7 protein-coding genes are annotated in these 16,512 nt (G+C 41.2%); all 7 read right to left on the reverse strand.

Annotated features, from left to right (window positions below):
* Positions 1-12: 12 nt before the first annotated feature.
* Positions 13-1,233, reverse strand: a complete 1,221-nt coding sequence (locus H8S17_RS08780) for a BMP family ABC transporter substrate-binding protein (RefSeq protein ID WP_186867030.1) — start codon at positions 1,231-1,233, stop codon at positions 13-15.
* Complete coding sequence (locus H8S17_RS08785; protein ID WP_186867031.1) at positions 1,223-4,747, reverse strand: HD domain-containing phosphohydrolase; 3,525 nt, start codon at positions 4,745-4,747, stop codon at positions 1,223-1,225. The genes H8S17_RS08780 and H8S17_RS08785 overlap by 11 nt, the downstream gene beginning before the upstream one ends.
* An 18-nt stretch (positions 4,748-4,765) precedes the next feature.
* Entirely contained in the window at positions 4,766-7,198 is a 2,433-nt protein-coding gene (locus H8S17_RS08790) for a LuxR C-terminal-related transcriptional regulator (RefSeq protein ID WP_186867032.1), read from the reverse strand.
* Between the two features lie 18 nt (positions 7,199-7,216).
* The gene (locus H8S17_RS08795) at positions 7,217-10,690 is read right to left on the reverse strand and encodes a leucine-rich repeat protein (RefSeq protein ID WP_186867033.1); all 3,474 of its coding nucleotides are present in this window, start codon (positions 10,688-10,690) and stop codon (positions 7,217-7,219) included.
* Positions 10,665-11,585, reverse strand: coding sequence for a glycosyltransferase family 8 protein (locus tag H8S17_RS08800; RefSeq protein WP_178052341.1), 921 nt, complete (start codon positions 11,583-11,585; stop codon positions 10,665-10,667). Before H8S17_RS08800 ends, H8S17_RS08795 begins: the two co-directional genes overlap by 26 nt.
* 19 nt (positions 11,586-11,604) lie before the next feature.
* Positions 11,605-14,949, reverse strand: coding sequence for a leucine-rich repeat protein (locus tag H8S17_RS16525; RefSeq protein WP_243238025.1), 3,345 nt, complete (start codon positions 14,947-14,949; stop codon positions 11,605-11,607).
* A 193-nt stretch (positions 14,950-15,142) separates the two neighbouring features.
* Positions 15,143-16,510 carry an NCS2 family permease gene (locus H8S17_RS08810; RefSeq protein WP_186867034.1) on the reverse strand — a complete coding sequence of 456 codons (1,368 nt, stop codon included), beginning with the start codon at positions 16,508-16,510 and terminating at the stop codon, positions 15,143-15,145.
* Positions 16,511-16,512 lie beyond the last annotated feature (2 nt).

Below are 16,512 nucleotides of genomic sequence, written 5' to 3' on the forward strand. Positions count from 1 at the left end.
GTTCACACAACCCTATTGATACTCCCCCTGACGGATTGTGATCACATCATCTAAAATATAATGAAATGAGGGTGCTGAACTTTTTTCATTTTCCTGATAGCCTTTCCTTAGATCGATCTTATCTGACGGATCATTGATATCCGTTCCGGTATACTCTCCACAGAAGACCTGCAGCTGTTTTCTCTTAAACTTCTGTACCAGTGTATCTATACATTCCCTGCTTCCTTCTGCTGCTGTAAATTCATTCAATGCAAGCATCTGTATCCAATCCTGCTCAAATCCGGCAGAAACATCATTCCCATGAATATTCCCATTTATACAATCCTCAATATTTTTCTTTTTCAGCACTGCTGCTACCGCCTGTTCGATATAAGGTTCCCAGTTGATCTTTGTACCTGTCAGATACGTCGTCGGTGCAATATCTGCCATACTGTCATTATAACTGACATAATAAACCGGACGGCTGCTGTCTGTTTCTTCACAGGCTACTGCCGGACCTATTGTATCAGAATGCTGCGAGATCACCACACAGCCTTCATCGATCAGCTGTTCCGCACATACCTTTTCTAAATAATAATCCTCCCAGATATTTGTATACTGCACAGTCATTACTGCCTCCGGCACAATGGAGCGTATACCGATAATAAATGCAGTATATCCGGAAACAACTTCCGGATTTTCATATGCCCCGACATATCCGACTTTTGCCTGCTCCTTTGTGATCACTCCATTCCCGATCAGTTCTTTTAATTTCATACCCGCTATCACACCTGAAATATATCTCCCCTGATAGATCGTCCCCATAAACGTATGATAATTTTCATAGACCGGGCTCACATTTGCATTGTTACAAGCCGCCTGACAGAATTCTACATCCGGATACCGTCCGGCATATTCCTTTACCGTATCTCCGTAACCGTAACTGTTTGTAAAGATCAGTTGACATCCCTCTGTGAGCAGTTCATCTAAAGCATCTCCCACAAAATCCTCCGGTACATTAAACTTCGTGACCGTTTCTATCTGACTGCCATACTTCTGTTCTACTTCTTTTTGGGCTTTTACAAAATTTCCTGTATATCCGGTACTGATATCCCCCACATAAACGAATCCAGCCTTCACTGTCCGGTCCGCGACTCTTCCATCCGTTATCTTGTGAATACCATAGGTTAACAGGATCATTATCACTGCGGTCATCGCAGCAAGCATATATAATCTGATTCTATCACGTTTCATCTTCCTGCTCCTTATCCTCTGCTCTTGTATACATATGAAGCACATCTATGGTTCCATTCTCAAGCAGCTTTAAGAAAATATCTGTAAGCTGTGGATCAAACTGTGTACCCCTTCCTTTTTTTAATTCATTCAGAACATATTCCATATCCATCTGTTTCCGGTAGATCCGGTTTGCCGTCATTGCATCAAATGCATCTGCTATTCCGATAATACGCGCATTTAATGGGATTTCATCCCCTTTCAGTCCATAAAGATATCCGCTGCCATCATATCTTTCATGATGATAAAGCGCACCATCTGCCACATGGTCGATCAGAGTAAAATTCTTTAAGATTTCTGCTCCCTTCTTTACATGGGACTGCATCAGCACATATTCCTCTTCCGTCAGCCTTTCCGGCTTATTTAACACACGGTCTGGTATTGCGATTTTTCCGATATCATGCAGAAGTGCCATTTTCCTTAAATCCTCACATTCCTGCCTGCTATAACCTAATTCTTTTGCGATCAATGCTGAATAGTCCGCTACCCGCAGGGAATGTTTACTTGTACTTACATCTTTTGCATCTACTGCCTGTGCAATCGTAAGGATGGTTTCATTTCCCATCTGAAGCTGTTTTTTTGTCCACTCGAGTTCCATCCTTTGTAATTTTATAGTTTTCTGGATCTGTGTTCTGAAAAACATCCAGCCCAGATATAGTATGATGACCATAGACACAACTGCTGCATAAAGCTGAAACCACCAGTTTTCATATATTTCATGTTCTTTTTTTACCGGATATGTTGTTTCTGCCATGACACGGTCACCCTTTGTATCAAGAACTGCCACATGGAATGTATAATCACCGGAAGGCAGATTCGTATATACAACACTGTTCATGCTGCTTTGATAGAATTCTTTTGGTGATCTGTCAAATCCTTCTAAATACACCTGTATCTTTGGATCATTGATCGAATAATTAACGATCTCCGGTAATAGTTCTATGGTATTTGCTCCCTGTGGTATGGTTATGGTCTCACCTTTTTCAACTGCATATTGTTCACCATCTACCTTTATCTTCTGCAGAAGCATACGATAGGAACGGTTTTTGATATCATACTGTTCCAGATTGATGCTGACCACTCCCCTGTCACCGGACAGATACAGATTTCCTGCATCGTCTGTGTAATTCCATGCATTTGGCGTCAGGGACAACCGCAGTCCCTGTTTGACATCAAGAAGTTCATAATTTAATTTTTTCCCAGACAGCAGTTCCTCTTTATCTGCCACATAGATCCCCGCAGAACCTAATACAAAGAGTTCTCCATTCCTGCCTTCTACAAGATCATAGTTATTATAATATGGGAATTGTCCGAAATAACGGATCTTTCCCGCTGCATCCTGATAACACAGCCCGCTTCCTGTTACAATAAACAATCCCTCGTTTTCTTTATCCGGTATCATTCTTAATATGATTTCCGAACTCAGGCCGTTCTTCCGGTCTAATATTTCTGTGACCTTATGATCTCTGATAACTGCAATCCCATTCCCATCTGTCCCAGCATACAGACTGCCATCATAATTTTCATAAACAGACAGTACTTTCTGATTCTTCAGTCCCTGTTCTTCTCCGATCGTGTCATAGACATTTCCATCTTTGATAAATGTAATACCCCCATCTCCACCTGCAACGATCGTATGGTCATTTAACTCTGTGACAAACCGGAACTTCTCTCCTGAGGTTCCTTTCTGTTCTTCATGGTCCACCGCTGTTCCGTCTTCATTTATCTCCCACAATCCCCTTCCAAATGTACATACCCAGAGGTGGTTCCGGGAATCCACAAACAGGCATCGTACTCTTGCGCCTTGAAATATCTGTGCAACAGGATCATCTTCTATTATATTGTGTTGCGGATCGATCACATCTATCCCATGATCTGTCCCAAAATAAAGCCTGTTTCCCCAGCCTGTTACCGTATTGACTACCTGTTCCGGAATATCGGCTTCTTCATAGATTTCTGTAAATGCTGACGGACATAACCTCAACAGACCGGATCTTGACGAAGCAAACCAGAGGTTTCCCTGGTAATCAACTAACATACTTTCGATCGAACTGTTAAAGTTTCCGGTATCGATCACATGATATGATCTTTTTTCATCCAGATAACCTGCCCCATTATCTGCACAGATAAATATCCTGTTATCTTCCGATACATACAACGCATTGATCTTTTGCAGCTCATTACAGCTTTTTGCAGATGCTTTCCATAAAGAATCCTCCCTGATCTGATAAACTTCAATACTGTTTCCGGACGTTCCGGCATACAATATTCCTGATGCATCAAATGCACAGCTGTGATATGATTTTCCTTCTTTTTTCAGAGACTGTTTTGCAAGGATCTCTGACCCGCGTACAAGATAAAGTTCACCTGCTTCTGTGACAACTGCAACATTTCCATCTGCATCCGCACTGATACTGTCTGCGTATGTGATCTCCGGTATCACCGTCTGTACCCTTAATCCTCCGGATAAAGTCATAATGACCAGTCCATCCGTCGTCCCTACATAATAACAGCCATTTGCACTCTCTGTGATACAGTGCACAGAATCCGATGGCAGACCATTGTCTTTATTGACAATATTTGAAATCTCCTGATTGATACAGATTGATAATCCTCCGTCATTTGTCCCTATCCACAGCCGTCCCGCAACATCTGTATATAAACAATTGACATTCTTAACTGATGGGAAGTCTTTGATCAGCTGAAACTGGCTTCCACTATACCGATATAATCCTCCATACGTACCGATCCAGAGTACACCGTCTTTTGTCCGGGCAATATCATTTGCTTCTCCTCCCAGCAGACCATTCTCTCTGGCGTAGACTGTCTGTACATATCTCTGGTAATCCGTATTTAATTCTTTTGCTGATGTGGTTTCCGGGAGCATAAAAACAAGGAATACCGGTATCCACAGTACTCCTATGCCCTTTAACTTCTTTTTTTTGAAATTCTGTACAACAAGATACAAAAACATGATCACTAAGACTTTATCTAAAAAGTCAAGATAAAATTCTCCTAAAATATGGCTTATGACACTGTTGAGTCCCAGTTTCATAAAAAGACAGGCAGTTCCATCTCCCCATTGGTTGCCGGTAGATCCTCCTGCAAAGATATAATTAAGCGGCGTAGATATAAGTGTCGATAAGGCTGCTACTGAAAATGCGGTTGACATTGCCCCAAACAACGTATTCAAATATCCTTTTTTGGCACAGATGCCAACTGCAAAACCGACTGCTGCATTGGTTAATGCATAAAATACTGCTGTTTTTACATGAATGCTGTACATGATATTAACTGCTGCCCCTGCGATCGCTCCACAGACCGGTCCATAAACATAAGCAGCTATAACTGTTCCCACAGAATCAAACCATGCCGGAAGGTTCAATATCTCTGCCGCCTTTCTTCCAATATAATTGATCAAAATACATCCTGCAATAAAAAAACAAAACTGACAACTCTTTTTTATCCGTATCATATACCCTCTTCATTCCGTCTACAGCAGTCCTCTGTTTCTTGCTTCCATAACTGCAGCCGCTTTATTATTCACTCCTAATTTTTTATAACTCTCTTGATTATAATATTTTACACCCGCTTTTGACAAGCCTATCTGTGCCGCAATTTTTTCTACCGACAATCCTTCTGACTGTAAGCGCAGAATTGTTAATGCCTTATCACTTAATAATACATTCCCCTCCTGCTTTTCCTTTAAATAAGCCGGATAAAACTCTGCTTCCTGCCTGCATTCTGACAGTACCCTTTTTTTAAACTCCTCTTTATTCCATGTAACCGTGTCTGCTTTCAGCAGCTCCCATAATGCAGCACCCTCTCTTGTCAATATCCTTACAAAATGATAATCCTCTGCCATTGTTACTGCCTGCTGCAGCCTTTCCTGCCAGCCTTCACGCTTCAGACGGTATAAGGCAATTGCAATCAGAAGATCCACTTCGATCCGGATATAGGTACGATGCGCTTTTTCTGCATAATAACGCATTTTATCCAATAAAAGTATGGCTTTTTCCTTCCGCCCTGTGGCTAAGTACACCCTTACTTTTGTCATATAGCGGTAACGTTCCATACCATTAAATTCCATATCCTCGTCCGGTGCTTCTTTTAACCACAGACTGACTTCCCGTATCCGTCCTGCATACAGATCTAACCTTGCCGATAACGCATTGATATTCGGTAACAGTTTCGGTGCATCCCGTTCTGCCACCTGCCGGAAACTTGAGATCATGGCAACGGCATCATCCATACGGTTATTTAATACGGATAACTGTGCTAAAATTCCGACTGCAACAAAGACCTGCTCGCTCTTCCCACCGCTTTCTGCCTGCATTCTTCCACTGCTCGCAAGCGATGCCACTTCATAATCGTCTGCACCTTTTTCAAAGCTGCTTTCTGCAAGTGCCAGATTCACAAGTCCCTTTCCATATTTTCCGAGAACCAGTGACACTATCGTACCAATCTTTTTTGCTAATTCCCGATCCCGTCTGCTCCATTCACAGAAATCTTTTCCTCCATTCATCATCGATGGCATATTACTGGTAACTGAAAATTCCGGCAGGATCATCTTCCGTTCTGCTATAAGCAGTCCTGCATGTTTTAACAGATCTGTCATGGAAATGATTCCCCGATGTGGCAGGGCAATATCTAAATAGAGCAGTCTTGCTTCTGCTGCACGCTTTACTCCACCGCTTTTTTCTGAGGCAAATAACTTCAGTTCCTGATACCATCGCTCGCTTTCCTCTTCATTTAAAAGCATGGACTGCAGCATACTCATGCCTGCCATCAATTCCACGCTCTCCCTGATCCTGCGTTCCGATAATGCCAGATAGTAGTGCTTTAATTCAAAATATTCTCCGGCTGCCGGATTTTTTCTCATATTATCGATCAAAATCCTCGAAATACCTTCTTCACTATCGCATGCTTCATACATTTTTAAGGCTTCTTTGATATTGCCCTGTAACTCATAACTGCTGCCGGCATTGTAATACAGTTCCTTAACATACTCTTTAGAATATTTTGCCAAAAGCCGCCGCTGCATGGAATACCGCATTGGCTGACGCAGTTTATACATGCTTTTTTCGTTTTCTCTCCATTCAAGGATAAAATTCCCGATCTCCTGTGCCTTTTGGATCAGACTTCCTGCCTCTTCTTTTTTTGTGATCTGCTGTGCCATCTGCAAGTCAAATACTTCCACGATTGAAAGCATTTCTAAAAATTCCTGCTGTTCTAAGTTCCACTGATCGTATACATGGATCTCTAAATAGTCCCAGAAATCTTCCCTGGAAACTTCGATCGCACGCAGTTCTTCTTCCGCCCTGTCACTTTCTTTATCTAACTTTGGTATCGCTTTTAAACGCATGGCGGCGATACGAAGATACAGTGGATGCCCATATCCTAACCGGCGTAATCTCTCTGCAGCCGCATTGGTCAGACAGATCTCCCATTTGTTAAAATAAAGTTCCTGCTCACTTTCGGATAAGTATAATTCTTCTTCCCCGATCGTAAGCATCGTACACTGTACATAGACGGTTTTCAGCCACTTCGGTATCTGTGCTCTTGAAATTAAGATCACCCAGAGATCCTTTCGTTTTGCAAGCTGTTCGATCAGCCTGCCACAGATACTTCTATCTTCTGTACTCTCAAGACTATGCAGATCGTCTAATACAATGATCTGCGGTAATTCTTCCTGATCCTCTGACAATACGGTCACTTTTTCCATTCCCGCTTCTGCAAGTGAGAGGTAAAGATACCTTTTTCTTGCAAGAAAATCTGCAACAAATGAAGTTTTGCCGGATCCGCTCACACCATAGATATATACCATCTGATGAAGGCTCTGTGCCGCCTTCATCATTTTCCATGCGCCCTGCGGACGTACATAAAATTCATCTGTAACAGGTTTCTGTATCTTTTTTTCTACCATCCGTTGTTCCTCTCTCCCTTACTTGAATAGTCTGCTTATTTTTTTCGATGCTTTTATTTTCGCACTTTTCCCAATTTTTGCAAATGCATCTTTTCCGATACTCTTTTTTGTAAGTTTTGTTGTCTTTATAGTGACGTTCTTTAATTTCGTACAGCCATAAAATGCTCTTTTTCCAATTTTTTTAATATTCACACCAATGATTACTTTTGTAAGCTTCTTATTCCCCTTGCAGGCATTTGCACTAATTGATGTCACTTTATATTTCACGCCCTTGACACTGATAGATGCCGGAATCGTAAAAGATCCCTTCGTGCCCTTTTTCGGCTTTACAAAAGTCAATTCCTTTTTCTTTACGCTTGTAACGGCATAAAGATTACCCTTTTTATCTGTAAATTTTGTACCCTTTTTTATTTTTTCCGTATTCTGGTCTGTCTGTGCGTTATTGTTGTTATTCTGTCCGTCCTGACTGCTTTGTCCGTTATTTCCGCTGGTCTGACCATTCTGACTACTCTGTCCGTTATTTCCACTATTTTGTCCGTCCTGACTGTTCTGTCCATTATTTCCACTGTTTTGACCGCCATTGCTGCTGTCTGATCCACTCTGACCGCCATTTCCGCTTTCCGATCCCTGCTGGTCTTTATTATCATCTTTGCTGTCTGGATCTTTGTTATCATCTTTATCGTCCCCCGGTGACGGTTCTGGCTTTTTGGTGATCGTATAGGTAGTTTTGGCAGTTGCATCTCCGACGGTAAGTAAGGCTGTAATCTCACCCTCTGTTGTAAGGTCTTCGGTTTCCTGTCCGTTCCTCTCATATGTTAATGTCAGATCTTTTTTCAGCCCTAAGCTTTCCCAGTCCTCACTATATAGGATCTCTGCCTCATGTGCTTTTCCATCGTAATCTGCATTTTCCGCTGTGACGGATACACCCGCCGTATGTGTGGCATCCTGTACACAGACTGCTGTGATCTGATCGTCTTTTGCCTGATAGGTAACATCATGTACCGGTTCTGCTGTAACGGCATCTTTATCATTGGTATAGCTCATCTTACAGCCCGCATATCCACTATAGACTGTTTTATGTGTCTGATCAAAGACCGGAACCGCATCCGCATTTTCATCTTCCGCTGTACCGATATTCTGATACCAGTTTAACATTTCATCTGATCTGCCCTCATTTAAAAGATAACAGATCTCACCGGAAGCAAATTGTTCTGCCGTCCTGCCGCCATCTTCGGTTGCTTCGGCAGATGTATAATAGGTATTTTCGATCGTACCACCTTTATTTTTAGCAATCGGATTCTGTTCGCCATCTCCCTCAAATACCGCATCTACTGTCAAACAGTTACGGATCGTTCCGAAATTATTTCCGGCAATGATACCTTTTCCGGCGGCTTTTTCTCCTTCACTTAATGCCGTTGTCTTTATGGTTGCATCTTCTATCAGACAGTTTTCAATCGTTCCATAATTCATAGCACAGATGAGCCCACTTCCATACGGAGTATTATTCTTATAACCCGATGTCATATTTTTAAATTGCAGATTTCTTACTGTACCATATAAATGCTCTGTAAACGCTTCTGCACCATATTGCAGATTTAAAATACTGTGACCATTTCCATCGAAGATACCATAAAAATCATAAGGAAGCATCTTCTTGCTATATTGTGCAAATGATGTATCTCCCGTATAATCTAAGTCTGCATCTAGGCGGACATTCAGATACGGATCAATCGTCAGAAAAGTTGAAAACGTATCCAGATTCTCTTTTGACTGAATAGAAATCCACTTCTTTCCTTCTATTTCCTTAACAGGAAGACGTTTCAAACTCAGGTCTGAATTGATCGGATCTTCTGCAGAATAGATTTTATAATTTGATATATCTGCATATAGATATCCTTCCGGAAGCCTATCCGTATGCTTCATTGGTAAAATTGATTGATCATTTCCTTCCGTAATCTTCACTTCATATATCCGCTCTATCTTTTTAAGCACCAGCGTCATATCCTCTGTGACAGACGTTGTACTTGACACCTCTGTTCCATCTTCGGTTTCATAACTGTATGTATACTGTCCATCACTTATCATACCGCCAACTGTGGTTCCATCTGCCACCCGCATCGTACGCAATACTTCTCCATTTTCTCCATCTGACAGAACTTTCACCTGATGGACGGCAAGATCTGTTGACTTTGTAAGCGTATTGTTTGATGAATCATACTGATAACAATACGTTTCATCTCCAATCTCGATCAGTGCATTCTGCATGGCTGCAAGATAGGTACAGAGTGTTCCTTCTGCCGTTGTTACTACATCTTTTACCTCCTGTCCATTGATCGCTGTAACGACTGCATTTTCAGGGAGTCCTTCTAACGTATATAAGCCTGCCATTCTGCCTGCAAAATCCCTGCACCGGCTGTTTGACGAATAAAATCCCTGTATCTCATATGTTCCTCCGGCAAGGTATATATCTCTCCCTCCGTTTAGAACCACTCCACCTACTTCGCCTGTCCTTACAAAAGACATCTTTCCTCCGGTAATATACATAGAATGTACAGCATACATTCCACTTTCATTGCCATTCTCTCTACTTATGCTTCCATTGATACTTCCTCCAGAGATATTGATGTTATCTGCATAAAGATTGCTGGTATTCCCACTGCTGCACGTAAGGTTTCCTCCAGTCACCCTGACCTCAGATAAACATGTATAATAGTCTACTCCACCGACCATTCCAACTGCATCTAAATTTCCACCTTCCATGATAAAGGTTCCTCGACGTTTACATGCTCTACCTGTACTGACTGCCGCACCGCGTTCTCCTGCTGACAGCTTTAGCACCGCATCATCTTCTGAGCCTTTCATCACCATCGTACCGGTAACTTCTGCTAAAACATTATCCTGCACATCCTCTACCTCTGCCTCTAACGATGAGTCTGATTTTACATAGATATTAGCTGTTCCGGCAATATCAAGAACCGGAAACAGTGTTTCTACCCTATCCCATGTATAGCTGCCGCAGCCCCTCACATATGGACAATATTTATCATCATTTTTGATTGTTGCACCATCAAAGATGATGTCTGCTGTTACTCCTTCCGCAACAGATATATGGGTGTCGACATATGCTCCATTGATCTCATTACTTCCCTTGATCACATAGGTTCCGTCCTGCGTAATATTGATATCAATGATATGGAAATCATAAGCATTACCGTGGTAATCCTCACCTTTTTTATGCGAGATCAGGCTTGGATCAGACAGATCATAGGTTATGACATTCTCTGTGGGGATCGTAACTGACGCTCCTAATGCCTCTGCTGTGATCTGTGTATTATCTGCATAGGCAGTCAGTGAACCGGTACATGGTATGCTGGTAAGTACCGTAGCTGACAGTGTGACAGCACAGATCGCTTTTGTCAGATTCCTTCTGTGGTTTCTGCTCTGGTTTTTCTTAATCTCCTTATGATTATACGGGTAGATCTTTTTCCTCATATTCTTCCTCCATCTTTTTATAATAATCCCAATAATATTTTCCTAGTATCTTTTCACATTTCCATGGCTTTGTACTGCCAACATAGTGGATGATCTTCGGATGTTCTCTCTTAAGATCGCAATACAGCCTTTCGTTATTTGCATTTCCACTCTGTAGATGTTCCTCGATACATGTCATATAATTCCATGTACAGTCTAATGTCAGTACTCTGCCATCAAATAACATATTCAATACATCCTGATCGTAATAGGTGTACTTATGTGCATTTAAAAGTGAAAAAATCTCCTCTAAACTGATCCGCTCTCTGGCTTTTTGTAGATCAAAGAGCAGCACTCCTGAATTGAAATAATCTTCCATATGCTTCATTTTCAATCCATCTGTCCGGTAATTATCCACATTATACGGATATCCATCTAAAAACACCGGTCGCTTCATCTTCGATAATGCCCGAAACTCCTCGGAGCGTACACCTGCCACTTCTGCACCGTTTAATACGGTATCATACAATTCACTGACATCTCCATTTATGACCATATCACAATCTAAATAGAGGATCTTATCATAGCGGACAAACATTTCCCCAAACAACAGCAGTCTGTATACGGCTTCTACTGTATAATAATGTCCTACTTCTTTCGGAAGTCTGTCTTTCCACTGATCTACCGAGATCAGCCGGATCGTCACCTGCTCGTTCTGCTCTGCTAATGCCAGCAGACGTTTCTGATTCTCTGTAGAGATCTCGGTATATAAGATAAGTATGTCATAACATCTTGTGCGGTTTCTGTTTTTTAGCAGGGAATAAATCGCTGTACACATCGGAATGGCGTAGCCATCATTTCCTGCAAAACAGATGACAACCGGTTCGTATGCCGGTCTGATCTGATCTGGTTCCATACTACTCCTCCTACTATGCCTAAATACTTGTCATGATGATCTTTGCATTCTTAGCGATCTTTGAAAAAGCCTGCTTACCGATATTTTTATTCTTTAGGCTCGTTGACTTGATCGTGATCTTCTTTAATTTCTTACAGCCGTAAAATGCCTGTTTGCCAATGCTCTTGACATTTTTGCCGATCGTTACTTTTGTGATCTTACGGTTCCCTTTGCAGGCTTTTGCTGCGATTGCGGTTACTTTGTATTTCTGTTTTCCTGCTGTGATCGTTGCCGGAATCGTAAGTGTGCCTTTTGCATTTTTCTTCTGCGCAACGAAGGTTACTTCTTTTTTCTTAACATTTGTCACTTTATAAGTATTGCCTTTTTTATCGGTCAGCTTTGTACCTTTTACGATAGTCTGTACGTTATTTGTCTGACCATTATTTGCTGTACCATCTGTCGGGTTATTGTTTGTCTGACCGTTATTCGTTGTACTGCCTGTCGGGTTATTGTTTGTCTGACCATTATTCGTTGTATCACCTGTCGGCTTATTATCGGTCTGACTGCCGCCCTGTGAGGGATCTTTACTGTCATCTTCTTTAGGCGGATTATCTGCCGGTGCTGCTTTGACCGTATAGCTTACCTGTGCTGTTACCTCACCGATTGTCACACTTGCGGTAACCTCCCCTGCACTGCTAAGATCAGTTGTTTCCTGTCCGTTTCGTTCGTACTGGATCTGTGCATCTTTCGATAAACCTAACTGCTCCCAGTTATCTGAATAAACAAGCTCTGCCCCATGCTCTTTTCCGTCGCAGATCACATCTTCTGCCTGTATGGATACATCTGCCGTATGTTCTTCATTTATCTGACAGGTTGCAGTGATCTTTGTGCCATCTGCCTGATATTCTATATCATGTACCGGTGTTTCACTGCCTTTACCCGGATCATTGGTATAAATGATATCCTCACAATCCTGATATCTTTTATATACGACTCCGTGTGTCTGATCTGTTACCGGTTTTGCATCTTTTTTGTCTCCATTGTCAATGTTCTGATACCAGACTACTGCATCATCTGCCTGATTTTCATTTAACCGGCTGCATACTTCACCGGAAAGAAACTGCCCTTCCGTCATGCCTCCTTCTTCAGTTTCTGCGTCAGCCAGATAATAATTATGTTCCATCACAGCACCCATATTTTTGGCGATCTCATATTTCTGACCATCGCCTTTGATCGTACTGCCATAGGTATAGCAGTTTTCGATCGTTCCATAATTCTGTCCCGCAATAATGCCCTTTTTGATCTCGTATTTTTCCTGACCTTCTAACGGTATGGATGCCGTATATGTGACATTTTCAAAGGAACAATTTAAAATGCTGCCAAAGTTCTTGCTGCAGATGACTCCTGTTCCATAGCTGTCCGACTCTTCATTGGTCAGTTCCACATTTTGAAAATGGAGATTTTTTACTGTACCATATAAATTATCGAAAAATATCGCATTATATGGTTTATAATTTTTGATCACATGTCCGTTTCCATCAAAAGTTCCTTTGTAATCACATGACCAGAATGCATACATATCACTCAGATCCTCTAAATCGATATCGCTCTCTAACCGGATATTTAAGTATGGGTTGATATTTAGCATTTCACTTATCAAAACAAAATCTGCTCTCGATTTCACTAACAGATAGTAGTTCCCATCTTCATATACAGCCGGTATTCTTTTCACATGTGCGTCCTTTGTTATCGGCGTTCCCGGATAATAAAGCTCAAATCTGTTTGCATCTTTATACAGACAGCCTTCTGCAAATGGTGTTCCATATGCACAATCTACTTTGCTTTCATCATCATCATAAACAATGTGGTATGTCCTTTCCGTCGGCTCTAACTTGATGGTTATATCATCTGTGATCGGTTCTGGTGCGTTATATAACGCCCCTTCTGTATCATAATAACTATACTTGTAATTTTCATTGTCAAATATGCTCGCCTGATACTTGTTGGCTCCAAGCGATGCACCCTCTGCAAGCTGTAAACTGGAATAATTTTCTCCATCTAATTTAAAATCAACATTTACGATCTTTAAATCCGTCGTCTGACTAAAGGAATTGTCATCTTCATTATAGGAATATAAATAACTGCTTCCATCATCTGTAAAAAGGAGTACATTCTGCCTTGGAAGATAGGTACTTAAGTTGCCATTTTCATCTGTTTTGGTATTTCTCACAACCTGACCGTTGATCTCTCCGATCTCCATATTCTCCGGCAGTCCGCTTAATGTATAAACAAATTCCGGATGCAGATACCGATCATATTCCAGTTGGTTTGAAACCTTTCCCTCCTCTAAATGAAAAGTTCCCCCTGTAATCGTATAATTATTGGTGGGCCAACTCCAAAATATGGCTGCATCTTCATTATTATCTTCCTGCATATAAGCATTGATACATCCACCGCTTATTACCAGAGAGTTTTCTGCCTTGATCCCTTCTGCATAATCAGATAATGCCATATCGATATTTCCACCGGTGATCTCCATATCATATGCACATAATAGAGCATCATGTTTCTTATCCAGATAAAGATTTCCACCATGGATTCCTATTTCAGACATACGCTTGTCCTCATACACATCTGCGATCCCACCATTGACTTTTAGGGTGCCGCCTTCTATGTATACTTTGCCAAGTCCATAATCTGCTTTTCCGACTGCTACTTTTTCAAAATTTTCTTCACTATCTGATGTGACTATAAGTGCCGGATCTGTATCCGTTCCCTTCATGCGGAATGTTCCACCCACTTCCACAACCGATTTTTTACGTGTCGTTGCTGAAAGTTCTGATGCCTCCTTGACATATACATTTGCCGTACCTGCAATATCTAATACCGGAAAAACTTCTGAATAACCACTGCTGGATACATCAGAATAATATCTATCATCATTTTTGATCATGGCTCCGTCAAAGATAAGATTCGCCGTTACCCCTTCTGCAACCGTAATGTGGGTATCGATATAAGCTCCATTGATCTCGTTGCTTCCCCTGATCACGTAATTGCCATCTTCTGTAATATTGATATCGATAATCTGAAAGTTCTGCTTTTCACCAAAAATATCTAAAACGGTTTTCTCTATGATCAGACTTGCGTCAGAAAGATCATAGGTAACTGCTCCTTCTATTGGAATCGGTGCTGCTGCACCTGTACTGTCTACTTCTGCTGACATGCTCTTAGCGTATGCCATCAATGGTGCACTATACGGCAGACTGCCTAACATTGTCGCCGAGATTGTTGCGATACAGACCGCTCTTTTCATACTTCTCTGAAATCTCCGATTACGATTACTTCTGCTTTCTTCCAGATTATACTGATATATTTTTCTGTGCATATTTTCACTCCTTTGAAATCCTGTAAATATTGTGCACTGTATTATAATTTTCCATTTTATGGATATTATACTTGACGAAAAACAGAAATGTAAACTAGCCAAAGAGATAGAATTTTGTAATTAAAACAGAATTTTGTGTAAAGAAAAACTGCCGCAGCGGCAATATTGCCGGCGGCAGTTCTGTTTTTTTAGCTTATAAGAAGATGTATTTACAAACAAATAATACTGCAAGCACATACATAAGTGGTGTGATCTTTTCTTTCTTTCCACAGATCACGTTGATGATCACGTAAGAGATAACTCCGATTGCGATACCTTCTGAAATGCTGTACATTAACGGCATTGCGATCAGACAAAGGTATGCCGGAACTGCTTCTGTTGCATCTTCAAAATCTACTTTTAAGATTGCAGATACCATTAAGAATCCTACAAAGATCAATGCCGGTGCTGTTGCAAATCCAGGAATTGCTGTAAAGATCGGTGCGAAGAAGATTGCAAGTAAGAATAAGAATCCTGTTACAACGGATGCTAAACCTGTTCTTGCGCCTTCACCTACACCTGCGGAGCTTTCCACGAATGTTGTAGTTGTAGATGTACCAAAAATCGCACCAACAGATGTTGCGATCGCATCTGCTAATAATGCAGGTTTGATCCTTGGAAGTTTTTCATCTTTATCTAACATACCTGCTTTAGAAGATACACCGATCAATGTTCCGATCGTATCGAACATATCTACAAATAAGAAAGATAACAATACAACGATAAAATCAAAGATTCTGACATTGCCAAAATCTGCTGTAAAGCACTGTCCGAATGTCTTTCCGATAGAGGTAAAATCAGTAAATGCCATAGACGGATATAAGGAATAGAATCCGTTTTCCGCATCGATCGTATAGATTCCTGCTGCCTGTGCTAACATTCCAAGAATCCATGTTGCGATAATACCGATCAGAATAGAGCCTTTTACATTTTTGATATATAAAATAGCTGTTAATAACAGTCCGATCAATGCAAGTACTGCACAGATACCCTGTGTATGCCAGCTGCCTGCAAAATCAACATATGTGATCAATGTTGAATCATTTGCTACAACAAGATGTGCGCCCTGTAAACCGATAAATGCGATGAACAGACCGATTCCGGCGCTGACACCTTTCTTTAAGGTACTAGGGATTGCATCGAAGATCGCTTCCCGTACACTGGTCAGTGATAATACGATAAAGATCAGACCTTCCACAAATACTGCCATCAATGCTACTTTCCATGAATATCCCATAGCTCCACAGACAGTAAAGGAAAAATATGCATTTAATCCCATACCCGGTGCTAATGCAAATGGATAATTTGCAAGTAAAGCCATAGCTAATGTTCCTACAAAGGATGCTAAACAGGTTGCAATCAATACGGCTGTCGGATCCATAGCAGAGCCAAATTCATTTCCCAAAAGATTTGGGTTGACAGCAAGGATATATGCCATCGTCATAAAGGTTGTAATTCCACCGATCACCTCGGTTCTTACGGTTGTACCGTTTTCACTTATTTTGAATAATTTTTCTATCATAC

This window comes from Roseburia zhanii (assembly GCF_014287635.1).
Classification (GTDB): domain Bacteria; phylum Bacillota; class Clostridia; order Lachnospirales; family Lachnospiraceae; genus Roseburia_B; species Roseburia_B zhanii.